Here is a 22,498-nt window from a genome sequence, read left to right as displayed (position 1 = left end):
GCACACCCGCATCCCCTCCTCCCGGCGGCCGAGCCCGGCCGCCCCCCTCCACCGGCCGGCGGAGGCCCCGATTCGACGCGGGGACGGAGGCCGCGGGGCGTTTCCGGCGATGGACTCGGAGTACCACCCGCCGCCCCCCACCCAGCGAGGACCCCATGCTCGGAGCACGCACCCGCAGGACACCGGCGCCCGCCCCCCTCCGCACCACCGACAGCGCCGTACGACTGACCCGCGTGACCAAGCGCTACGGCCACGGTGACGCGGCGGCGGTCGCCCTCGACGACGTCAGCCTGGGGATACCCCCCGGCACCTTCACGGCCGTCATGGGGCCCTCCGGCTCGGGCAAGAGCACCTTCCTGCACTGCGCCGCCGGACTCGACCGGCCCACGTCCGGCACCGTCCACCTCAACGGCCAGGACCTCGGGGAACTCGACGAGACCCGGCTGACCGAGTACCGCAGGACCCGCGTCGGCTTCGTCTTCCAGGCGTTCAACCTGCTGCCCTCCCTCACGGTCGAGCAGAACATCACCCTGCCCCTGAGGCTGGCCGGGACCGCCGCCGACAACGTGTCCGTGCACAGCGTCGCGGACGGCGTCGGCCTCACCGGCCTGCTGAGCCGCCGGCCCGCCGAGCTCTCCGGGGGACAGCAGCAGCGGGTGGCGATCGCCCGGGCGCTGATCACCCGGCCCGAGGTGGTCTTCGCCGACGAGCCCACCGGCGCCCTGGACCCCGACACCGCGCAGGACATCCTGCTCCTGTTGCGGCAGGCGGTCACCGACCTGCATCAGACCGTCGTCATGGTCACCCACGATCCGGTGGCGGCCGAGCACACCGACCGGGCCCTCCTCCTGTCCGCCGGACGCGTCGTGCGGCACGTCGACCGCCCCTCCGCCGACCAGGTCAAGGACGCCATGTCCGAGCTGCGGAGGACCCGCTGATGCTGCGCCTCGCCCTCGCGACCCTGCGCGCCCGCAAGGGTGCCTTCGCCGCGAGCTTCCTCGCCCTCCTGCTCGCCGCGGCCGTCGTCAGCGCCTGCGGGGTGCTGCTGGAGTCAGGTCTGCGCTCCGGCCTGCCGCCCGAGCGCTACGAGAAGGCGTCGCTGATCGTCGCCGGCCGGCAGCGGGCGGAAGTCGACGTGAGGTCCGCCGACGGCTCCACCTACCGCAGCTCCCGGCCGCTGTCCGAGCGGCTCCGGCTGCCCGCCTCCCTCGGGGACGACCTCGCCGCCGTCGACGGCGTCGCCTCCGTGACGGCGGACCGCGGCGCCACGGTCCGGCTGCTCGACGGCGACCGGACCGTCGGCGGACGCAACGGCGCGTCGCCCCGGCTGCACAACTGGGACGGTCTCTCGCTCGGCGGCTTCCGCCTCGCCTCGGGCGGCCCGCCGCACGGCGCCCGCGAGGTGGTCCTGGACTCCGACCTCGCCGCCCGCGGCGACCTGCGGGTCGGCTCCGACGTACGGCTCATGACGTCCTCGACCCCGGTCACCTTCCACGTGTCCGGGCTCGTCGCCCTGGACGGCGGCCGGACCCCGCGCCAGTCGGTGCTGTTCGCCGCCGACCCCGCGCTCCACCGGCTCGCCCCCGGCACCGCGCGCCAGGCGGACGCCTTCGGGGTGGTCACCGCCTCCGGTGTCCCGCCGTCCCGGGTCGCCGCGCGGATCGAACGGGCGCTGACCGGCGAGTCCGTCTCCGTGTACGCCGGTGACGACCGCGGCCGGGCCGAGTTCACCGACCTCGCCGTCGGCGCGGCGAACGTGGTCGAGCTGGCCACCGGCATCGGCGGGAACGTCCTGCTGGTGGCCGTCTTCGTACTGTGCGCCACCACATCCCTGGCGATCCGCCACCGCCGCCGGGAACTCGCGCTGCTGCGGGCCGTCGGCACCACACCGCGCCAGCTGCACCGCATGATCGCCGCGGAGTCCGCGACGGCGGGCCTGGTCGCGGGCGTCTTCGGCTGCCCGCTCGGGGTGGGCGTCGTGCACTGGCTCAGTTCGCAGTTCGCCGGCCGGGGCATCGTGCCGCCCGACTTCCGCCCGGTGATCGGCCCGCTGCCGTTCCTGGCCGCCGTCGCCGCGACCGTGGCCACCGCCGTGACGGCCGGCTTCGTCGCCTCCCGGCGGGCGGCCCGTATCCGCCCCACCGAGGCGCTCGGGGAGGCTGCGGTCGAACCCGCCCGGCTCGGCCGCGGGAGCACCGTCACCGGCGGTGCCCTGCTGGTCCTGGCCGTCGCCGTGTTCGGCCTGGGCCTCGGGTACCGGGCCGACTTCCTGACCCTGGTGGGACTGGCCAACTCCCTGGTGCTGCTCCTCGCCGTCACCGTCGCCGTGCTCGGCCCGCTGCTCACCCGTACGGCGGTCCGGCTGCTCGCGCCGGCGCTGAACCGGACGGGTGTCGCCGGCTGGCTCGCCGCGGCCAACTCCCGCAGCGCGGCGGCCCGTACGGCCGCCGCCGTCACCCCGCTCGTCCTGGCCGTCTCCTTCGCGGCGACGGTGGTGTTCACCCAGACCACGCAGCTGGACGAGGCGGCCGAGCAGGTCCGTTCCGGCACCGTCGCCGACCGCGTCCTGACCGCACCGGCCGGAGTGTCCCCCCAACTGGCGCGCGAGGCAGCGGAGTTGCCCGGCGTGAAGGCCGCGACGGGCGTCGTGCGCTCCAAGGTCGTCGGGGTGGGCTCGATGCTGGGCGAACAGGAGACCGTGTCGCTGAGCGCGCAGGGCGTGCGGCCCCGGGCGCTGGCCGACACACTCGACCTCGACGCGCGCGAGGGCGACCTGTCCTCCCTCGCGCCGGACACGGTGGCCCTCAGTACGACGGCGGCCTCGTGGCTGGGGCTGGACGTCGGCGACCGGGCACACCTGCGGCTGGGGGACGGCACGGCCTTCGAGGGGAAGGTGATCGCCCTCTACGGCAGGGGGTCCGGTTTCGCCGACCTCACCTTCGACCACGACCTGCTGCTGTCCCACACCACCGACCGCGTCGACCAGTCCGTCCTGGTCCGCTCGGAGCCGGGCGCCGCCGGCACCGGACGCCGGCTCGCCGCGCTCGCGCACGACTACCCGGGCACCGTCCTCGGCGACGCCCTCGCGGCGGATCAGCAGATCGAGGAGCAGCGGGCCACGGCGTGGGTGAACTACGTGGTGGTCGGCCTGATCATCGGCTACACCGCCATCACCGTGGTGAACACCCAGGCCATGAACACCGTCGCCCGCAGGCGGGAGTTCGCCCTCCTCAGGCTGACCGGCACGAGCCGTTCGCAGGTGCTCGGCATGATGCGCCGGGAGAGCCTGACGGTGGTGGCCGTCGGCGCCGTGGTGGGCGTCCTCGCGTCCGTGCCGCCGCTGGTGCTCGTCGCGACGGCGCTGACCGGCGGACCGCTGCCGACCGCCCCGGTCCTCGGCTGGGTGGCCGTCCTCGGCTCCACCGCCGTACTGACCTTGGCCGGGACGATGCTCCCCACGCGCCTCGTGCTGCGGGCACGTCCGGCGGACGCGATCGGGGCGAGGGAGTAGGAGCACGGCACCGGGGCGCAGGGACGGTACGAGGCCGCCGCGCGCCGAGGCGGGGGCGGAGTACGGGAGGCATCCCGGGCCGGGAAAGCGGGCGATCCGGCGACGGGCACGGGTCGGCGGAACCCGCTTTCCCCGAGGCCAGCCACCCATCAGCCGTGTGAACAGCCCTGCGGGTCAATACACCTAGGGCCTGTCGTTTGGATCAGGTCGGCCGTGACAGACGGGTCGGCCTGATCCAAACGACAGGCCCTAGGCCCGGTACAGCGCCTCGACCTCGGAGAGGTACGCCTTCTCGATGGCCTTCCGCTTCAGCTTGAGGGAAGGCGTCAGCAGCCCCTGCTCCTCGGTGAACTGGTGGGCCAGTATCCGGAAGGTACGGATGGACTCCGCCTGCGAGACCAGCGTGTTGGCGGCGACCACGGCACGCCGCACCTCGGTCTCCAGGTCGGCGTCGCGCACCAGCTCGGACGGGGTCATCTGCTGCTTGCCGCGCATCTGGAGCCAGTGCTCGACGGCCTCCGAGTCGAGGGTGACGAGGGCCGCGATGTACGGCCGGTCGTTGCCGACGACGATGCACTGGGCGACCAGCGGGTGGTCGCGCACCCGCTCCTCCAGCACTCCGGGCGAGACGCTCTTCCCGCCGGAGGTCACCAGGATCTCCTTCTTGCGGCCGGTGATCGTGAGATAGCCGTCCTCGTCGAGGGAACCGAGGTCGCCGGTGGCCAGCCACCCGTCGTGCAGGGTGGCGTCGGTGGCCTTGGTGTCGTTCAGGTAGCCCTGGAACACGTTGCCGCCGCGCAGCCAGATCTCGCCGTCGTCCGCGATGTGCACGGTGGTGCCCGGGATGGCCTGCCCCACGGTGCCGAACCGGGTGCGCTCGGGCGGATTGGCGGTCGCCGCCGCCGTGGACTCGGTGAGCCCGTAGCCCTCGAAGATGGTGACCCCGGCGCCCGCGAAGAACAGGCCGAGCCTGCGGTCCATCGCCGAGCCGCCCGACATTGCGTGCTTGACCCGGCCGCCCATCGCCGCGCGCACCTTGGCGTAGACGAGCTTGTCGAAGACCTGGTGCTGCATCCGCAGGGCGGCGGAGGGGCCCGGGCCGATGCCCCAGGCCTTCGCCTCGATCGCGTCGGCGTAACGGACGGCGACGTCGACGGCCTTCTCGAAGGCAGCCGCCCTGCCCTCCTTCTCCGCCTTGCGGCGGGCCGCGTTGAAGACCTTCTCGAAGATGTACGGCACCGCGAGGAAGAAGGTCGGCCGGAAGGCGGCGAGGTCGGGCAGCAGGGCCGACGCGTTGAGCTGCGGCTGGTGCCCGAACCGGACCCGGCCCCGGACCGCGGCGACCTGCACCATCCGCCCGAAGACGTGCGCGAGCGGCAGGAACAGCAGCGTGGCCGCCTCGTCCCCGCGCTTGGAGTGGAAGACGGGCTCCCACCTGTCGATGACGGTGTCCGCCTCGAACATGAAGTTGGCGTGGGTGAGCACGCAGCCCTTGGGGCGGCCGGTGGTGCCCGAGGTGTAGATGACGGTCGCGACCGACTCGGGGGTGACCGCGCGCCGGTGCCGGTGCACGACCTCGTCGTCCATGTGCGCGCCGGCCTCGTACAGCTCCTGCACGGCGCCCGCGTCGAGCTGCCACAGCTTGTGCAGCTGCGGCAGCCGGTCCACGACCGTGGCGATCGTCATCGCGTGGTCCTCGTGCTCGACCATGACGGCCGCGACCTGCGCGTCGTGCAGCATCCAGAAGACCTGCTCGGCGGACGAGGTCGGGTAGACGGGCACGACCTGCGCGCCGATCGTCCACAGCGCGTAGTCGAAGAGCGTCCACTCGTACCGGGTGCGGCACATGATCGCGACGCGGTCGCCGAAGCGGACGCCCTGGGCGAGGAGCCCCTTGGACAGGGCCAGCACCTCGTCGCGGAACTCGGCGGCGGTCACGTCACGCCACTGCCCCCGCTCGTCCTTGCGGCCGAGGGCGACGCGCAGCGGGTCCTCCTGCGCATGGTCGAACACGACGTCGGCCAGACCGCCCACGGGCGGCGGCGACGCCGGCGGAGGGTTGGTGAACTCGCGCAAACCCGCTCCTTGTGGCGCTCGGCACAGCGCCGTGAAAGCTACCCCACCCCGGGAGCGGACGGGAGGGGGGCCGAGGAGCGGGACACCACGCCGTACGCACAGGTCAGCCGAGAAAATGCGCGCACATGGGGAAGGGGCGGACAGATTACTTACGGCTCGGTAAGTTTCGGTGGCGTAATCTCCACGGAATCTGTACGACCCGCTCACCGGGCTGGCCGCCCCGGGTCCCGGGCGCGGAATCCGGGGTTCCAGGAGCCACGTTTCCCGTCGGCCGACCGCGACGGAACCATTGAAGCCCAGGTCAGCGCCTTGCCGCTACGGTGCCGTGGTCTCGCGTCGCGAGGGCTCGGTCACGCCCGGCTCGGGACGCGGCGCCCGCGCGGACACCAGTACCAGCGCCACCGTGGCCACCCCCGTTACACCGAGGCGTCCACCGCCCTCACACCGTCCGGCCCCGCCGCCGTCACATCGGCCGAGACCGACGCCCGTCCAGCCTCGACAGGAACGCGGTGGGGGCGGCCGTACGCTCCGCGCCCGCCGGTACCCGACGCCGCCCTGCCGCCACCGTCCCGGGTATGCCGGTGGCGGGGGACGGGCGGTTCGTCGAGTGGGACCTGTGGCCCGGCGACCGCGTGGTGCGCGATGTCAGGAAGCGGCGGCCTCGGTGAGCAGCCCCTCGGCTAGGGCCGCGGCGACCTCGCCGAGGTGGTCGAAGAGGTAGAAGTGACCGCCGGGGAAGACCTTCAGGTCGAACGCGCCGGTGGTGTGCGCGGCCCACGTCCGGGCCTGCCGCTCGTTCACCATCGGGTCGCTGTCCCCGATCAGGGCCGTCACCGGGGCGGCGATCGGCTCACCGGCCTGCCAGCGGTAGGTGCCGAGGGCGCCGTAGTCGGCCCGCAGCGCCGGCATCACCAGCTCCAGGATGTCGGGGTCCTCCAGCATGGCCTGGTCGGTGCCGCCGAGCCTGCGCACGTCGGCCAGCACGTCGGCGTCGTCGTAGAGGTGGTAGGGGACGTCGTTGGGGGTGTCCGGCGCGCCCCGGCCGGACACGAACAGCCGCTGGGGGCCCGGCAGTCCGTCCCGGGCGAGCAGCCGCGCGGTCTCGAACGCGACGAGCGAGCCCATGCTGTGCCCGAACAGGGCGTACGGCCGCGCGCCGCCCGCGGCCAGTTCGCGGGCCAGCTCCTCGGCGACCGCCTCCGCGAGCGCGGTGAGAGCGGTGAACGGCTCCTCGCGGTAACGGTCCTGACGCCCCGGATACTGCACGCACACCACGTCGACGTGCCCCGGCAAGGCGTGCGTCAGGTCCTTGAAGGCCGTCGCGGAGCCCCCCGCGTGCGGGAAGCACACGAGCCGCGGCCCGTCTCCCGTGACCGTGGTGAAGCGTCGGAACCACGTGCTGTTCACTGTCGGTGTGTCCCTTCGTCCGGGCCGGGCGAGCGGCGCCCGCGCCCTGGGCCTGTCGGTCTCGGTGGTGGTCTCATCCCCGCAGCGGCGGCCCGAACCAGGTGGCCAGCGCCGTACGCAGTGCGGAGGTGTCGGGTACGCCGCCGGAGGCCGCCCAGGCGACGTGGCCGTCGGGCCGGATCAGGAGCGCGTCGGGAGCGGGGATGTCACCGACCGCCGGGACGGGCCAGTGCTCGTCCGCGCTGCGTGCCTCGATCAGGTCGATACGGTCGGCCCAGCCCTTGGCGGCCGCCGCGACCTCGGTGCTGCCGCGCAGGTCCAGCAGCACGGGGCGGGCGGCGTGCAGCAGTTCGTGCACCCCCTCCGCGCCCTCGTACCCTTCGAGGTCGGCGTCCGGCACCCGCCGTCCCGCCAGCGGGTGTTCGCCGTCGACGGGGTAGCGCAGGTCCAGCGCCGTCAGCAGGTGACGCAGGTACTGGTTGACGTCGTCGAACACCATCAGGGCGCTGAACACCTCGCGCAGCGCGTCCGTCTGCGGGCCGGGCCGCACCAGCGCCGACTGCGCCCGCGTGTTGTGCAGCACGCGCTCCCCGACGGGGTGCCGCTCCGCGTGGTAGGTGTCCAGCAGACTCTCCGGGGCCTGGCCGCGCACCACCGAGGCGAGCTTCCAGCCGAGGTTGACCGCGTCCTGCACTCCCATGTTCAGCCCCTGCCCGCCGGCCGGGAAGTGGATGTGCGCCGCGTCGCCCGCGAGCAGTACCCGGCCCGCCCGGTACCGGTCGGCCTGCCGTGCGGCGTCGCTGAACCGGGAGACCCACCGGGGGTTGCGCATCCCGAAGTCGCTGCCCGCGACCCGGACGAGGGACTCCCGCAACTGGTCGAAGGTGGCGGGCTCGTCGCGGTCCGCGACCCGGTCGAACTCGGACGTGATCACCCGGTACCACCCCGGCTCGAAGGCGATCGCGGAGTAGTCGCCGCCGGGAGTGCGCCGCACCCACACGTAGTCCTCGGGCAGATCGGGCAGTTCCACGTCGCCGATCAGCGCGGTCATCGTCGCCTCGGTGCCCGGGAAGCCGATGCCCGCCAGCTTGCGCACCGTGCTGCGCCCGCCGTCGCAGCCCACCAGATAGCGGGCGCGCAGCGCTGCGCGCCCCCGTGCGGTGTCCAGCTCGACGCTCACGCCGCTCTCGTCCTGCCGGAGCGCACTCACCTCGCAGGACCGGCGCACCCGTACGCCGAGTTCCTCCGCCCGCTCCTCCAGGAGCCGCTCGATGGCGGACTGCAGGATCATCAGCGGGTAGGGGTGCCTCGACTCGGACTCGTCGAAGTCGAGGTAGAGGCCGGAGAAGTGGCCCACCGGCTGGAGTGAGCCCTCGGCGAGGAAGCGGTCGAGGATGCCGCGCTGGTCCAGCACCTCCAGGGTGCGGGAGTGGATCCCGCCGGCCCGTGACTCGCCCGACCGCTCGGCGAGTCGCTCGACCACCACCACGTCGGCACCCGCCAGCCGCAGTTCGCAGGCGAGCATCAGGCCCGTGGGCCCGGCGCCCGCGATCACCACATCCGTGTCCATGCCGGCGTCTCCCACGTCGTCCCCCTCTGTCACGCTGCGCCCGTCACGTCGTCGCCTCCACCGTCACGCACGCGGGGCACGCGGTTCAAGGCATTCCGGTCCCGTGAGGGGGCGCACGGCCCGAGGACTTGTCCTGTCCCGCCGGCGGGACAGGACAAGTGGTACGGCCGACGCCCGGGCCCCGCCGGAGAGCTGTCCGGCGGGGCCCGGGCGTCGAGTGAGGGTCAACTCCCGTCAGCGTCACGGGATCTCCTCCTGTCAGTGACTCAGGCGGCGTCGAGGGCGTCGGTGATCTTGCGGGTCATGGCGGCCAGGGTGGGGTTGGCGGTTGCGCCCTTGGCGGTGCGGGCGCCGGCCTCGACGGCGACCAGGACGGTGTCGCGGAAGTTGCCGGCCTCCTCGGGCGCCTGCTTCCTCAGCAGGTCCATGGCCTGGGTGAGGGCGGGCAGGACACGGTCGGCGATCTCGGCCGCGGACTTGCCGCCCAGGTCACCCACCGACGACTTCTCCGCCAGCACGTGCCCGACCGGGCCGGTCGCCGAGGTCAGCGCGATGCTGCCCGGGGTGGCCACCTTGTGCGGGGAGTCGGCCCCGGCGGCGGCGGCCATCAGCGTGACGGCCCCGTAAGCGGCGTTGCGCAGGGTGACCTTGTCCTGGTCGCTGAAGGTGACAGACATGGGGGGCTCCTTAGTACGTCGAACACCGTTCCCGGCGTCGCTCCGTTTCCGTGACCCCATGGTGGCACATATTTGGCGCCATGTGGAGCCGTGATTGGCGCCACATGCTGGGGTCACGTAACCACGGCCGGGGTAAATCTTAGGTTTATGCAGGTGAAAGCGCGCGCCACACTGGCGTCATGGTGGCAACGTTTCTTATTGGAACGTCCGATGGGGAGGCCTTCGGTGGGGTACCGCGGGCGCCGGGGTCGGCCGAGTGGCGCACTGGGGACCGGTTCGGGGCGGCCCGGGTGCACGGGAGGCCCCGGGGCGGCCGGACCGTGCGCGCACGCAGCAGAGCCCGCCGGTGCCCTCGGGGGATGGTGGGGGCACCAGCGGACGGTTCGGCGCTCCGCGGAGGTTCATGACCAGCTGCATCGGAGCTCACGAACCGAGAGCGTTCCATGCGGTACTCGATCGGCACTCGCGGCGCGGTGGAGCCGGCGCGAGTGAGGCGCGCGGGCCCACCCCGAAGTCCGCGGCACCCCAACCGCCTTGCTCTGCACCGTTGTTGTCGTTCGCTGTCGTGACACTGGTGACAGAACGGTGACGGGATGCCCCACAACTATCAGGGGGCACGCCGGGTCTCATCTTCCGTGGACGGCGACGACCGGCCGTTCGCAGCGCATCCGCGCACACCACAACAGGGGGAACACATCATGAAGTCGACCCGCCGCAAGGCAGTCACCGCAACCGTCCTGGCCGCACTCGCCCTCGGTGGCACGCTCGCCGCGACCGCGCCGGCCTCGGCCGCCACGCCCACTCAGTACAACGGTGCCTGTGGCACCGGCTACGACGTCATCAGGGCGACGCCGATCCGCTCGTCGCAGTCCACCGTCCCCGCCACCACGTTCGTGACCTACAACAGCAGTGCCGGCAAGGTCTGCGCGGTCACCGTGCGCACGAACCCCGGTACCCGGGTCTTCATGGAGGTCACGCTGGACACCTGGCCCTACAGCAGCGGCGAGGCCAAGGACTCCGGCTCCTACGGCAGCTACGCGGGCCCGGTCTACAAGGACGTCCCGGACGACGGCCAGTGCCTGACGTGGAGCGGTTCGTTCGACATCTACTACAACTCGGAGAACGGCAACTGCACCTGAGCGACGGGTGGTCGGCGCCTCGCCGTCAGACCGCCTTCGCCGCGTGGGCGATCGTCCCTCAGGCCGTACTTCCGCGAGCAGCCCCTCCCCGCAATCCGTGCGGGGAGGGGCTGCTCGATGTCGTCGCGAGCTACTTGAGGCGAGCTCGGTGATCGCCGAAGGCCTTCGGGTGAGCGTCCGTTCGGTGGGGCTCTCAGGCCGCCATCAGCGCCGCCAGGGCGCGGTCCATCGCGGCGTCGAACTCTTCCGGTGTCAGCGGCAGACGGGACTTGACGTCCCGACTCCACTGGTCGGCGAGGACCTCGGCGGAGCCCGCCTGGACTCCGTCGAGCGCCGCGTCGACAAGGTCCGACGGCGCGATCTTGTCCACGGGCCAGCCCGCCGCCATGTCGGTGTCGGCCAGGCCGAGGTGTACCGCTGTGACGAGCGTGCCCTGCTCGGCGAGCTCCAGGCGGACGCCGTTGGTCATGGCCCAGGCGGCGGCCTTGGTCAGGTGGTAGGTATTGGCGCCCTTGCCCCCGAACCAGGACATGGCGGAGAGGACGTTGACGATCGCGCCCCCGCCGTTCCTGGCGAGGGCCGGCGCGAACTCCCGGATCATTCCCAGGTGGCCGAACATGTTGGTCTCCAGCTCGTGCCGTACCGCGTCCAGGGAACCGGTCACCAGGTCGGTCCCCGTGTTGATTCCCGCGTTGTTGATGAGCAGCGAGACGTCCGGGGCGGCCTCGGCGGCGGCCCTCACGGATGCGGGATCGGCGATGTCGAGGGTCAGCACCTCGACCCCGGGCAGGTCCACGGTCTCCGGCCGGCGTGCCGTCGCGTAGACCTTGCGGGCTCCCCTTTCGAGCAGGCGCTGGGCGAATGCGCGGCCCAGGCCGCGGTTGGCTCCGGTGACAAGGGCGACGGAGTTGTTGATGTCCATGCCCGGTACGCTAAAACCTGACGCCAACGTCAGGGGCAAGTGCCGACCGTCAGGGCCGGGGTGAGAGGAATCACCATGACCGTCACAGGGGCCGCGGCCGAGCGGCTGATCCGCATCGGCGAGGTGGCGCGGGGCGCGGGCGTCTCGGTACGCGCGGTGCGCTACTACGAGCAGCAGGGGCTGCTCATCGCGGAGCGCAGCCCGTCCGGCCAGCGCCTCTACCGGCAGGACGCCATCCCCCGGGTCCGCTTCTTCCAGCAGATGTTCGCCGCCGGCCTGACCAGCCAGAGGATCGCGGAACTCCTTCCGTGCTGGGACGCCGGGCACACCGATGCGGAACAACGAGCCATGCTGCGAGCCGAGCGCGAGCGCATCCAGGCCAAGGCCGACGACCTGCGGGCTGCCCTGGACCGCCTCGACGAGGTCATCGCGATCACGGACACGCACCCGTAGGCCGGGCCAGCCAGACCTCCCGTCAGCGAGCTCACCTCGCTGACCTGGTCGGGGCGCTGAGGAGTCGCTGAGGGGGAACTGCTGTCGGGCGGTCGACGGTGACGACGGCCGACGTCCATATGAAAACGTGCCCCATACGAGTGAAGAAGTCCCGTCGGGGCAATCCGGGCGGGGTCGGCGGACGGACCAGCGTACGAGGGTCGCGAAGAGTGCGGCCCGGGCGGCCGCGACCAGCGGCAGCGCAACGCACCTGTCTGTGAGGTAGTTCCATGCTTCGTGTGATCAAGAGCCTGTCCCTGCTGGCCGCTGTCGGCGGCGCCGTACTGGGCGGCTCCGCCGTGGCGGCGGCCGACAGCGACGCGCAGGCGGTCGCGGCGAACTCGCCCGGTGTCCTGTCCGGCAACGTCGTGCAGGTCCCCGTCCACGTGCCGGTCAACGTCTGTGGCAACACGGTCAACGTCATCGGGCTGCTCAACCCGGCCTTCGGCAACGCGTGCGTCAACGGGTCCCACCACGGCAACCAGCACGGCTCCCAGCACGGAGGCATGTGGAAGTAGCCGTACAGCCGCCGTCCGCACATCGGCGGGCGGCGGTCTCTCGCCCAGGGCACGGGACCGAGGTCCAGGCCTCCGGGCTCGCCGTCGAGGCGGCGGGCCCGTAGGTCAGGGGTTGCGGCCGATGAAGGCCAGCAGGCGGGTCTGCACGTCGGCGCTCTCGGCCACCTCCACTCGCGGCCCGTACTGGCCGCTGGCGCGTAGCACCTCGTCGAGCGGGAGCATCCCGTCGAGCAGCTGGGCGCACTTGCCGGGGTCGAGGCGCTCCTCCTGGCCGGTGGCCCGCGCCAGGTCCCAGGTGTGCATGAAGACGTCGGCGGTGTAGAACCGGTCCACCGCCTGGTCCAGCGGGACCTCTCCGATGTGCGGGTTCGACAACACCTTGTGCTCCGTGGCCGGATCGTCTAGCAGGGCCTGCACGCCGTCGCTGTGCACCGTCCAGGCGGCCACCGGGTCGTCGTCGACCGACGGCCCCGTGGGCAGCTCGACCCCGGCGCCCGCCTTCAGGAAGGCCGGGAACCACTCGACGAGATGGCGCACCACGTCCCGGGCGACCCACCCCTCGCACGGCGCCGGGTCGTCCCAGGAGGCGGGACTCGCCGCGCGCACGCGCTCGGTGAACACCCCTGCTACGACGCGGTGTTCGTCGGCTGCACTCGTCATGATCTTGCGCCTTTCGTTTCGGTACGCCGGTCGGCGCTGCCGCTCTGGCGGCCGAGCAGTTCGTCCAGGCGCTCGTGGCCTTCCCGGACGCCGCGCTGCATACCGCTCTTGATCATCGAATCGCGGGCCTCGACGGAGTCCATCAGGGACTTGGTGGTGACGCGGGTGCGGCCGTCGAGGTCCTCGAAAGTGGTGGTCTCCAGGCTGACGCCGTCCGGGAAGCCGTCGTAGGCGAAGGTCTGCACGATGCGCTCGGCGGGGCGCACCTCGTGGAAGACGCCGCGGAAGCCGTACTCGGTGCCGTCGTCCTCGCTGTGCACGTAGCGGTACGACCCGCCGCTGCGGGCGTCGTACTCCTCGATCCGCATCGTGAGCCGGCGCGGCCCGAGCCACTGGACGACCAGCTCGGGGTCCGTGTACGCGCGGAACACGCGGTCTGGCGAGGCGTCGAACTCCCGGGTGATGAGGATGGTGGGCAGATCCGGGTCGGCCACGATCCGCGTCTCGTGCCGGCCGTTCGTCGTCGCGGCGCTCATGATGCCGCCTCCTTCGTCGCGCTGTCCGTCACCGGCTGCCGCGCCGTCTGCTCGAGGACGGCGTCGAGCCGACGGAAGCGGTCCTCCGCCTCACGCCGGTACCGTTCGATCCACTTCGTCATCAGGTCGAACACGTCCGCCTCCAGGCGACAGGGGCGCCGCTGGGCGTCCCGGCCGCGACTGACCAGACCGGCGTCCTCCAGCACCCTGATGTGCTTGGACACCGCCTGCACGGTCACGTCGTACGGCTCGGCCAGTTCGTTGACCGTGGCGTCCCCGGAGGCCAGCCTCGCCACGATGTCGCGCCGGGTCGGGTCGGCCAGAGCGGAGAACACCCGGGAAAGCCGGTCGTCGCCCACCTCGCACCTCACATCCTCAACCAGTCGGTTGAATAACCGTACGACCCGGCTCGCTGCGTTGTCAACCGAATGGTTGAATAGCGTGGTCGGCCGGGCTTCGATCGCCCTCAGGTTGCGAGTTCTCGGACGCGATGGGCCCCCCATGGCACTCACCCGGCCGTCGGCTGGACCCGTGGTCTCGGGCGTTCGCCCTGGGGGCCGAACAGGATCAGGTATTCGGTCGGGCCGCCGGTCCCGGCGTTGCCCACTCCGTGCGGGGTGCGCGTGTCGAACTCGGCGACCTCGCCCGCCGTGAGGACGAGGTCGTGGTCGCCGAGCGCCAGCCACAGGCGCCCGGACAGCACGCACAGCCACTCGTACCCCTCGTGCGTCATCTGCCGTGGCCGTTGCGGCTGTTCGTCCGCCGGGGGCAGGACGTGCTTGTGGGCGTGCAGGCCGCCCACGTAGTGCGTCAGCGGCAACACCACCTTGCCGGACACCGGACGCCGGGACGGCGGGCCCGCCGGCTTCCGCGCGGGGCCCGGGGCGAGGCCGGTCAGCTCGTCCAGTGAGGAGCCGTACTCCCCGGCCAGGCGCAGCACCAGCTCCAGGCTCGGTGTGCGCCTGCCGTTCTCGACCCGGGACAGCGTGCTCAGGGAGATGCCGGTCGCGCGGCTCACCTCGGTGAGTGTCGCTCCGCGCCCCTCGCGCACGGCCCGCAGCCGTGGCCCGATGGCGGCCAGGGATCGAGCGATGCCCTCGTCCGTCATCGACATCGCCCCTTTTCGGTCAGTGCCCGTACTCCGGGTCTCTGACGTGGCCATTTGCCAATCTGACAAGGGTAGTCGCCCTCCCCGGGCGGCGCGACGCATGATCGGTGCGGGGCCGAGGCCACCGCCAGTGCGAGGAGAGAATATGAACGAGCGCCAGCCGTCCGCGACGCCGCGCCACCGCACCATCGAGACATCCGGCGTACGACTGCACCTGGTCGAACAGGGCGCGGGGCCACTGGTCCTGCTCGTCCACGGATTCCCCGGGTCCTGGTACGCCTGGCGTCACCAGCTCCCGGCGCTCGCGGCGGCGGGATATCGCGCCGTGGCCCTCGACGTGCGCGGCTACGGCCGCTCCTCCACGCCGTCCGCGACCGATGAGTACCGGATGCGGGCCCTCGTCCAGGACAACGTGGGCCTGGTCCACGCCCTGGGTGAGGAGACGGCCGTGATCGTCGGGCACGACTGGGGCTCGAACATCGCGGCGACCTCGGCCCTGCTCCACCCCGAGGTCTTCCGCGCGGTGGGCCTCATGAGCGTCCCCTACGCCCCGCCCGGAGGCCCCCGGCCCAGTGACGTCTTCGCGGGCATGGGAGGGGACCAGGAGTTCTACGTCTCGTACTTCCAGGAGCCGGGCCGGGCCGAGGCCGAGATCGAACCCGACGTCCGCGGCTGGCTCGCCGGCTTCTACGCGGCCCTGTCCGCCGACACCATGCCGGGGCCGCACGAACCCGACCCGCACTTCGTCGCCGACGGAGGCACGCTGCGCGAACGGTTCCCCCAGGGGCGCCTGCCGTCCTGGCTCACCGAGGCCGATCTCGACTTCTACGCCGGGGAGTTCGAACGTACCGGCGTGACCGGAGCGATCAACCGCTACCGCGCCATGGACCGCGACTGGGAGGACCTCAGGCGACTCGACGGCTCGCCGGTCACGCAACCGTCCCTGTTCATCGGCGGAACGCTCGACGCCTCCACGACCTGGATGGCGGACGCCATCGAGGCGTACCCGGTGACGCTGCCCGGCCTGGTCTCCTCCCACCTGCTCGACGGCTGCGGCCACTGGCTCCCCGAGGAGCGCCCCGACGAGGTCAACCGCCTGCTCCTCACCTGGCTCGAAACGGTCTCGGAGGTCGTGTGACCCCGGGCGGCGGCCGCGTGCACGTCACCGACCTCGGGGACGTCGAGGAGATGGCAGGCATGCACGGGGGATGCCGGGGTAGGCGACCTGTCGTCGGCGGCTTCACAGAGGACGGAAGCGGTCGATCGGCTACTGGAGGGGAACATCATGGCACTCACGGGCACGGTGACGGCGGACACGCACATAGCCGAGCTACCGGAGGTCGCGGATCCCTGCAAGGTCGCTCCGCGGGACGCCCGCGAGCTGTCCCGACTCTTCTTCGACCAGCTGGCGCGTCTGGAGGAGGGGACACCCGAGTACAGCTACGCGCGCAACACGCTGATCGAGATGAACATGTCCATGGTCCGTTTCGCGGCGGGACGCTTCCGCAGCCGCGGGCCGCAGGAGATGGAGGACATCGTCCAGGTCGGCATGATCGGGCTGATCAAGGCGATCGACCGGTTCGAGCTGTCCCGCGAAGTGGAGTTCACCACCTTCGCGATTCCCTACATCGTGGGCGAGATGAAGCGGTTCTTCCGCGACACCTCGTGGGCCGTGCACGTGCCGCGGCGGCTGCAGGAGGCCCGGGTCCACCTGGCCCGCGCCACCGAGGAGCTCCGCGGACGCCTGGACCGGGCGCCCACCGTGAAGGAACTCGCCGAGCTGATGTGCCTGACCGAGGAAGAGGTCATCGAGGCGCGGCTCGCGTCGAACGGCTACAACTCCGCCTCTCTCGACGCCGCGATCTCGGGCAGCGAGGACGGCGAGAGCGCGCTGTCGGACTTCATCGGCGCCGACGACGCCGCTCTGGAGCTGGTGGAGGACTTCCACGCGCTGGCGCCGCTGATCGCCGAACTGGGCGAGCGGGACCGGCAGATCATCCACATGCGGTTCGTCGAGGAGCTGACCCAGTCGCAGATCGGTGAACGCCTGGGCGTCTCGCAGATGCACGTCTCCCGGCTGCTGACCCGCACGCTGGCGCGACTGCGCGAGGGCATGCTCACCACCCGCTGACCCCTCGGACGCCGGCGTCGACACGTCCGCCCGGAGCGCAACCCGACGCGGGCGCCCCGGCTTCCGGGGCGGGCGGCGGTGGGCGCGGCAGCTGTTGGCACCATGGTGGTGGCAACCGCTCCGGTCCGCAGACGACGAGGTGTCATGGCCAGCCCCGCCCGCCCAGCCGTATGGACGTTCACCCTGGACGAGGACGACGACTGGGTCGCGGCCAGGGAACCCGCCGACGACGAGAACCTGCGACTCGCGGTGGAGACCCTGGTCATGGGGATCGCCTCGGCCGGAGCCGCGGAGACGTACCTGGCGGCGTGGTGCGCGGACTCGCGGCGGTGGGGGTCGGGATTCTCCCTGTCGACCATGTCGGCCGGGGTCGAACGCGTCAGCGCCGGGACCGTCGGACTGGTCGACCTCCACGGGCAGTTCGAGGACTGCGAACTCGCGGCCGAGGAGTTCGAGGCGATGCTGCGGGACTACGTGGCGACGGCGCGAGCGGCCGAGGGCAAGACCCCGGGTCCGTGACGTGACCCCCGGGGCCGCGAGGTGTCGGGAGCGGCGGACCGCCCCCCTTCGGACGGGTACGGCATCCTGACCGGCCAGGCACCGAGGGGCTCCCCGGAACCGTGGACGCCCCCCCCGTGGCGAAGGTCCGGAAAACGCGTTGTCCGTTGCGCTCGTCCCGGACGACGATGTGTCGGTCGCCACGGGGGCGGCAGCCGGGACCGACCCCGCAGCCGAGGGTGTCCCCGCTCCGTGACGGGGGTGTGTGGTGCTGCGCATTCATTTCACCGCGGAGGATCTCGCCCGCACCCGCGTCGCCGGCACCGTCGGGGCCGCTGCGGAGACGTACTACGGCCTGGAGATGCTGCGCGGGCGTTCCCTCCCGGGACCCTTCCGGCGGTGGCGGGCCTCTGTGGCCGGCCGGCTCGGCGAGGACGCCGGGCCGCTCCTCGCCCTGCTGCCGAGCCGGGGCCCCGGCCTCGATCTGCTGGCGCTCGCCGGCGACTCGCCCGACATCGACCACGCCGTGGAGGCCCTGCTGCGGGCACCGCGCACCCTGCTACGCCGCGAGCTGGAGCCCGTCGGCGTCAGCCCCGCCCACATGCCGTGGGCGAGATCCGTGGCCGACGGGGGCGCCGACGCCCGGCGAGCCCTCGCGGCCGGCCTCGTGGCGTGCCACCGGGTGGCCGTCGCCCCGTACTGGACGGCGCTGCGGTCTCAACTGGACGTCGTCCGCGCGCAGTACGCGAGCACGGTGATGGAGGGCGGCGTCGAAGCCCTGCTGGCCGGACTGAGCCCTCAGCTGGTGCGCTGGCGGCCGCCCGTGCTGGAGCTGCGCCACCCCCGCCCGGTCGAGGTCCAGCTGGGCGGCAGAGGGCTGATCCTCGTGCCGACCGTGTTCTCCTGGCGCCGGTTCAGCCTGCTGTACGACCCGTACGACGACGAGGCGGTGCCGCGGCTGACCGTGCCCGCCGTGACCGACCCGGCCGTCGGCGCGGCGCTGTGGCACACCGGGGGCGCGGTCACCGACGATCCCCTGGGCGCCCTGCTCGGACGTACCAGGGCCGCCGCCCTGCGGGTCGCCGCCGGCGGGTGCAGCACCACCGAGCTGGCCGCGCGGCTCGGCGTCTCCGCGCCGGCGGTCAGCCAGCACACCAAGGCGCTGCGCGACGCACGTCTCATCACCACCAGCCGGCGCGGGAGTTCCGTGCTGCACATGGCCACCGCCCTGGGCCGCGAGCTGCTCGACGGGAACCGGTAGCGCCACCCGGGCACGGCAGTGGCCCCTTAAGCCGTGACTTAAGGGCGTGGCCGCCCGTGTCGGCAACCCGGAGCATTCATGGCGTCCGGCGCGTCGGGGGAGGCGCCGGACTCCGGACCGCACGGCGATCGTGCCGGGTGCGCCCGTCGAAGAGCCACTGACGAGAAGGAGACCGTTGATGATCAAACGTGCCCTGTCCCGGGCGACAGCACTGGCCGGGGGGACCGCGGCGACCCTCGCCGTGACCGCCCTGCTCGCCGCACCGGCCCAGGCGACGACGACCGTCTGGAACACCTGGGACAACCTGGCGTACGCCAATCAGTGTCTCGACGGGAGTGCGTCCCAAGGGGTCCGGCTCAACACCTGCAACGGGAGCACCTACCAGAAGTGGGACTACTTCTGGGACGCCTCCGCCCAGATCAGGCACTACCAGTCCGGCCGGTGCCTCGACGGGAGCGTCACCCAGGGCGTCCGTCTCGTCGCCTGCAACGGGAGCAGCTATCAGAAGTGGCGTCCCACCGGAACCACCGGTGAGATCAGGCACGTTCAGTCCGGCCGGTGCCTGGACGGGAGCGCCACCCAGGGAGTCCGTCTCGTCGCCTGCAACGGCGGCATCTACCAGCAATGGGTCTAGTCCCGCGGACGTGAACCGCCGGGCGGGAGCGGTCCGGCGCGGACCGTAGGGCGGAGACCCCGGCAAGTCACGGGGGTGGGGGAGTCGTGCCGGGCGGTGTGTCCACGCACCGTCCGGCCGGCCCCGTCGGCCCGCTATCCGCGCCCCCGCTGCAGCCGGTCGCCGCCGCTCAGGATCGCCGCCGCCAGCGCGTCCGCCGCGTCCTGGGCCGCGGGACGGCGCCGGCCGTGGACCAGGACGAAGTCGACCTCGCCCAGCTCGGGCAGTCCCGCCCGCTCCGGCATCCGGACCAGACCCGGCGGGACCAGGCCCCGCGAGTGGGCCATCACGCCGAGTCCGGCGCGGGCCGCGGCGATGAGGCCGTTGAGGCTGCCGCTCGTGCAGACGACGCGCCACGGGCGGCCCTGTCGCTCCAGCGCCTCGAAGGCGAGGGCGCGCGTGATGCCCGGCGGCGGGTACACGATGAGCGGGACCGGGCGGTCCGGCTCCAGCCGCAGCCGCTCGGCGCCGACCCAGACCAGCTCGTCGTGCCAGACCAGCTCGCCGCGCGGGTCCTCGGGACGGCGCTTCGCCAGCACCAGGTCGAGCTTCCCCCCGGCCAGCCGCTCGTGGAGGGTGCCCGACAGCTCCACCGTCAGTTCCAGGTCGACCTCGGGATGGTCATGACGGAAACCTTCGAGGATCTCCGGCAGCCGGGTGAGCACGAAGTCCTCCGACGCGCCGAAGCGCAGCCGGCCGCGCAGCCGCGTCCCGGCGAAGAACGCGCTCGCCTGCTCGTGCACCTCCAGGATCCGCCGCGCGAAGCCGAGCATCGCCTCGCCGTCCTCCGTCAGCTCCACGGAGTGGGTGTCCCGCGTGAAGAGCCTGCGGCCCGCGGCGTCCTCCAGGCGGCGTACGTGCTGGCTCACGGTGGACTGGCGCAGCCCGAGCCTGCGGGCGGCCTGGGTGAAACTCAGTGTCTGAGCCACGGCCAGGAAGGTACGCAGATGAGAGGGGTCGTACACGCCCCCACGCTATCGCGGTACGCGATGACAGTAAGAGCGGTATGACGGATTCCCGATCATGGCCCGGAGGAGGACGATGGAGAGGGCACGCCCCGTCCGAGACGAACGACGCACCGAACGAAGCAGTGGAGCACCGTGAAACGCCTGCAGTGGCCCAGCTGGATGCCGATCGACCCGTACATCCTGCTGTTGCTCGGGACGGTGGGCCTGGCGGCCCTCTTCCCGGCGCGGGGTACGGGGGCCGACGTGGCGTCGGGCGCGTCCACGGTCGCGATCGCCTTCCTCTTCTTCCTCTACGGAGCGCGGCTGTCCACCCGCGAGGCGATGGACGGACTGCGCCACTGGCGGCTCCACGTCACCGTCCTGGTCTGCACGTTCGTGGTTTTCCCGCTGCTCGGCCTGGCCGCCCGCGGACTCGTGCCGGTCCTCCTGACCGACCCGCTGTACCAGGGCCTGCTGTTCCTGACACTCGTACCGTCGACCATCCAGTCGTCGATCGCCTTCACCTCCATCGCGCGCGGCAACGTGCCCGCCGCGATCTGCGCGGGCTCCTTCTCCTCCCTCGCCGGCATCGTGCTCACCCCGCTGCTCGCGGCGGCGCTGCTCGGCAACAGCGGCGGCGGCTTCTCCGCCGACTCGCTGGTGAAGATCGTGCTTCAGCTGCTCGTCCCGTTCCTCGCCGGGCAGCTGCTCCGCCGCTGGATCGGCGGGTTCGTCACCCGTCACAAGAAGGTCCTCGGGTACGTCGACCGCGGCTCGATCCTGCTGGTCGTCTACACCGCGTTCAGCGAGGGCATGGTGCAGGGCATCTGGCACCAGGTCAGTGCCGCGCGGCTGGCCGGACTGCTGGTCGTCGAGGCCGTCCTGCTCGCCGTGATGCTGGCACTCACCTGGTACGGCACCAAGGCGCTGCGCTTCGACCGCGAGGACCGCATCGCGATCCAGTTCGCCGGCTCCAAGAAGTCCCTCGCCTCGGGGCTGCCCATGGCCAGCGTCCTGTTCGGCGCCCACGCCTCGCTCGCGGTGCTGCCGCTGATGCTCTTCCACCAGATGCAGCTGATGGTGTGCGCGGTGATCGCCAAGCGCCGCTCCCGCGACCCGCTGCCGGTCAGCGAGGCGGCCCCAGCCGCAGCGTCACGAATCGCGGTCGGTACAGGGACACGTTCCGGCTCAGGTTCGCCTGCGCGGAAACCCCCGTCGGATCCAGCCAGTTGACGTCGTAGCTGAGGACCAGGCGGCCGTCGGCGCCGAGCGCCGGATGCGCCTGCGGGTTGTACGCGGCCACCTCGCCTGCGGGCAGCGGGGGGCTGAAACCCCGTGCGGGCCCGCGCCACGGGCCGGTCGGCGAGCACGCCCAGTACGACGTGACCGTGGTCAGGCCCCGGGTGCCGGCGGCCATCGTGAACAGGACGTACGTGCCGCCGTCGCGCACCACCGTGAACGCGCTGCCCACGCCGCGGCGGCGGCCGTCCCCGAGCACCGGGGCCGGGCGGGCCCGCGCCGCCCACTGCGAGCCGTCCCAGTACTCCCAGGCGCCCGGCTCGCCGAGCCGGCCGCGCGGTGCGCGCGCCACGTACGCCGTGGAGGTGGGACGCGCCGTCGCCTGCGCGTCGGTGCCGCCGAAGACGTACGTCCAGTCGCCCTCGTCCAGCGTCGTGGTGCCGAACAGCACGCGCCGGGAGGCGTCCGCGACGGAGCGCTGGTCGAGGACCGTCCGGACGCCTTCGAGCCGCAGTCCGGGCAGTGAGAGGGTGGCCACCTCGGTGGCCGTGGGCACGCCGTAGATCCACGGCGCCGCTCCCGCCGCGCGGGTCCACAGCAGTACGCGGACCACCCGGTCCGGGGAGCCGGGAGAGCGGGGCTCGACCCGGGCCGCCACCGGCCAGCGCCACTGCCCGGCCCCGGGATCGGGGAACAGCGGCGCGGGCAGCGTGCGCTCCAGGCGGCCCGACCGGGACATCAGCACCGCCGAGTTGCGCACGAGCGGCGCGGTCGTGTCGCGCCAGGCGTAGGACTCGCCGACCGGGTTGGGCGGCCCGTGCACCCGGCCGAGGTAGGTGTCGGAGAACAGCCACAGGACCCGGCCGTCCGGCAGCCGCAGCGAGTGGGTGCCGTCGCCGCCGGTCCAGTCGTCGGTGCGCGCCGGGTCGTCGCCGTACCGGGCGAACTCGTCCGTCAGCCTCCCCTCGGTCTTCCAGGACGTGAACGTGCGGGCCGCGCACGCCCCGCCGCCCTCCCGGTCGTGGTCCGGGAGGGCGGTGAGCAGCACGGCCGCGCAGACCAGGGCCAGCAGGACACCGAGGCCGGTTCCCGTCCGTCGTCGTGCTCGTGGGTCGTCGGGCACGGACGGGACG

At 72.5% G+C, this 22,498-nt stretch carries 22 protein-coding genes; 11 read left to right on the top strand and 11 right to left on the bottom strand.

Translation table 11 applies throughout. The annotated features are described in order from the left end of the window. Positions 1-155: 155 nt before the first annotated feature. Positions 156-938: an ABC transporter ATP-binding protein gene (locus tag ACFYQQ_RS02000; RefSeq protein ID WP_355794907.1), complete on the top strand. Its 783-nt coding sequence runs from the start codon at positions 156-158 to the stop codon at positions 936-938. Further along, positions 938-3,511: an ABC transporter permease gene (locus ACFYQQ_RS01995; protein ID WP_388902926.1), complete on the top strand. Its 2,574-nt coding sequence runs from the start codon at positions 938-940 to the stop codon at positions 3,509-3,511. Before ACFYQQ_RS02000 ends, ACFYQQ_RS01995 begins: the two co-directional genes overlap by 1 nt. 249 nt (positions 3,512-3,760) lie before the next feature. On the opposite strand, the gene ACFYQQ_RS01990 is transcribed toward ACFYQQ_RS01995, so the two are convergent. The 4 genes from ACFYQQ_RS01990 to ACFYQQ_RS01975 form a co-directional block, all read right to left on the bottom strand. Next, positions 3,761-5,587, bottom strand: coding sequence for an AMP-binding protein (locus tag ACFYQQ_RS01990; RefSeq protein WP_356176366.1), 1,827 nt, complete (start codon positions 5,585-5,587; stop codon positions 3,761-3,763). Positions 5,588-6,232: 645 nt separating this feature from the next. Beyond that, positions 6,233-6,994 carry an alpha/beta fold hydrolase gene (locus ACFYQQ_RS01985; protein ID WP_356176363.1) on the bottom strand — a complete coding sequence of 254 codons (762 nt, stop codon included), beginning with the start codon at positions 6,992-6,994 and terminating at the stop codon, positions 6,233-6,235. Positions 6,995-7,067: 73 nt separating this feature from the next. Next, entirely contained in the window at positions 7,068-8,564 is a 1,497-nt protein-coding gene (locus tag ACFYQQ_RS01980; protein WP_356176360.1) for an FAD-dependent monooxygenase, read from the bottom strand. Positions 8,565-8,830: 266 nt separating this feature from the next. Next, a complete protein-coding gene (locus ACFYQQ_RS01975) occupies positions 8,831-9,241 on the bottom strand; it encodes a hypothetical protein (RefSeq protein WP_388902921.1) in 411 nt (136 codons plus the stop codon). Between the two features lie 698 nt (positions 9,242-9,939). Here ACFYQQ_RS01975 and ACFYQQ_RS01970 point away from each other — a divergent pair. Next, on the top strand, positions 9,940-10,380 hold the full coding sequence (locus ACFYQQ_RS01970) for a hypothetical protein (RefSeq protein WP_355793898.1): 441 nt from the start codon (positions 9,940-9,942) through the stop codon (positions 10,378-10,380). A gap of 193 nt (positions 10,381-10,573) precedes the next feature. Here the strand turns inward: ACFYQQ_RS01970 and ACFYQQ_RS01965 are convergent, their stop codons facing one another. Next, on the bottom strand, positions 10,574-11,302 hold the full coding sequence (locus ACFYQQ_RS01965) for an SDR family oxidoreductase (RefSeq protein ID WP_355793897.1): 729 nt from the start codon (positions 11,300-11,302) through the stop codon (positions 10,574-10,576). Positions 11,303-11,377: 75 nt separating this feature from the next. Between ACFYQQ_RS01965 and ACFYQQ_RS01960 the strand changes: the two genes are divergently transcribed. Together ACFYQQ_RS01960 and ACFYQQ_RS01955 are read left to right on the top strand one after the other, a co-directional pair. Beyond that, entirely contained in the window at positions 11,378-11,755 is a 378-nt protein-coding gene (locus tag ACFYQQ_RS01960; RefSeq protein ID WP_355793896.1) for a MerR family transcriptional regulator, read from the top strand. 269 nt (positions 11,756-12,024) lie between these two features. Next, positions 12,025-12,312: a chaplin gene (locus tag ACFYQQ_RS01955; protein WP_355793895.1), complete on the top strand. Its 288-nt coding sequence runs from the start codon at positions 12,025-12,027 to the stop codon at positions 12,310-12,312. Between the two features lie 105 nt (positions 12,313-12,417). Here the strand turns inward: ACFYQQ_RS01955 and ACFYQQ_RS01950 are convergent, their stop codons facing one another. The 4 genes from ACFYQQ_RS01950 to ACFYQQ_RS01935 all read right to left on the bottom strand — a co-directional run bounded on the left by ACFYQQ_RS01950 (position 12,418) and on the right by ACFYQQ_RS01935 (position 14,616). After that, positions 12,418-12,972 (bottom strand): TIGR03086 family metal-binding protein, encoded by a 555-nt coding sequence (locus tag ACFYQQ_RS01950; protein ID WP_388902917.1) that lies wholly within the window; start codon positions 12,970-12,972, stop codon positions 12,418-12,420. Then, positions 12,969-13,508 carry an SRPBCC family protein gene (locus tag ACFYQQ_RS01945; protein WP_355786789.1) on the bottom strand — a complete coding sequence of 180 codons (540 nt, stop codon included), beginning with the start codon at positions 13,506-13,508 and terminating at the stop codon, positions 12,969-12,971. The genes ACFYQQ_RS01950 and ACFYQQ_RS01945 overlap by 4 nt, the downstream gene beginning before the upstream one ends. After that, the gene (locus ACFYQQ_RS01940; protein ID WP_355786786.1) at positions 13,505-13,867 is read right to left on the bottom strand and encodes a metalloregulator ArsR/SmtB family transcription factor; all 363 of its coding nucleotides are present in this window, start codon (positions 13,865-13,867) and stop codon (positions 13,505-13,507) included. Before ACFYQQ_RS01940 ends, ACFYQQ_RS01945 begins: the two co-directional genes overlap by 4 nt. Before the next feature lie 149 nt (positions 13,868-14,016). Next, positions 14,017-14,616, bottom strand: a complete 600-nt coding sequence (locus tag ACFYQQ_RS01935) for a helix-turn-helix transcriptional regulator (protein ID WP_355786783.1) — start codon at positions 14,614-14,616, stop codon at positions 14,017-14,019. A gap of 145 nt (positions 14,617-14,761) precedes the next feature. Here ACFYQQ_RS01935 and ACFYQQ_RS01930 point away from each other — a divergent pair, with 145 nt between their 5' ends. The 5 genes from ACFYQQ_RS01930 to ACFYQQ_RS01910 all read left to right on the top strand — a co-directional run bounded on the left by ACFYQQ_RS01930 (position 14,762) and on the right by ACFYQQ_RS01910 (position 19,140). Beyond that, positions 14,762-15,754 carry an alpha/beta hydrolase gene (locus tag ACFYQQ_RS01930; RefSeq protein WP_355786781.1) on the top strand — a complete coding sequence of 331 codons (993 nt, stop codon included), beginning with the start codon at positions 14,762-14,764 and terminating at the stop codon, positions 15,752-15,754. Between the two features lie 147 nt (positions 15,755-15,901). Then, on the top strand, positions 15,902-16,747 hold the full coding sequence (locus ACFYQQ_RS01925; protein ID WP_355786778.1) for an RNA polymerase sigma factor SigF: 846 nt from the start codon (positions 15,902-15,904) through the stop codon (positions 16,745-16,747). Between the two features lie 144 nt (positions 16,748-16,891). Then, positions 16,892-17,266, top strand: coding sequence for a hypothetical protein (locus tag ACFYQQ_RS01920; protein ID WP_355786777.1), 375 nt, complete (start codon positions 16,892-16,894; stop codon positions 17,264-17,266). A gap of 247 nt (positions 17,267-17,513) precedes the next feature. Then, on the top strand, positions 17,514-18,506 hold the full coding sequence (locus ACFYQQ_RS01915; RefSeq protein ID WP_355786774.1) for an ArsR family transcriptional regulator: 993 nt from the start codon (positions 17,514-17,516) through the stop codon (positions 18,504-18,506). 178 nt (positions 18,507-18,684) lie between these two features. After that, positions 18,685-19,140, top strand: a complete 456-nt coding sequence (locus ACFYQQ_RS01910) for an RICIN domain-containing protein (protein WP_355786772.1) — start codon at positions 18,685-18,687, stop codon at positions 19,138-19,140. A gap of 134 nt (positions 19,141-19,274) precedes the next feature. Here the strand turns inward: ACFYQQ_RS01910 and ACFYQQ_RS01905 are convergent, their stop codons facing one another. Further along, a complete protein-coding gene (locus tag ACFYQQ_RS01905) occupies positions 19,275-20,144 on the bottom strand; it encodes a LysR substrate-binding domain-containing protein (RefSeq protein ID WP_356176067.1) in 870 nt (289 codons plus the stop codon). 162 nt (positions 20,145-20,306) lie between these two features. Between ACFYQQ_RS01905 and ACFYQQ_RS01900 the strand changes: the two genes are divergently transcribed. Further along, on the top strand, positions 20,307-21,359 hold the full coding sequence (locus tag ACFYQQ_RS01900) for a bile acid:sodium symporter family protein (RefSeq protein ID WP_355794395.1): 1,053 nt from the start codon (positions 20,307-20,309) through the stop codon (positions 21,357-21,359). On the opposite strand, the gene ACFYQQ_RS01895 is transcribed toward ACFYQQ_RS01900, so the two are convergent. Next, positions 21,253-22,488, bottom strand: a complete 1,236-nt coding sequence (locus ACFYQQ_RS01895; RefSeq protein ID WP_356176064.1) for a hypothetical protein — start codon at positions 22,486-22,488, stop codon at positions 21,253-21,255. The two genes, ACFYQQ_RS01900 and ACFYQQ_RS01895, sit on opposite strands and share 107 nt — an antisense overlap. Positions 22,489-22,498 lie beyond the last annotated feature (10 nt).

Source organism: Streptomyces sp. NPDC005496 (assembly GCF_042872045.1).
Classification (GTDB): domain Bacteria; phylum Actinomycetota; class Actinomycetes; order Streptomycetales; family Streptomycetaceae; genus Streptomyces.
The sequence above is the reverse complement of the archived record's forward strand: the minus strand, read 5'-3'. Positions and strand labels throughout refer to the sequence as shown.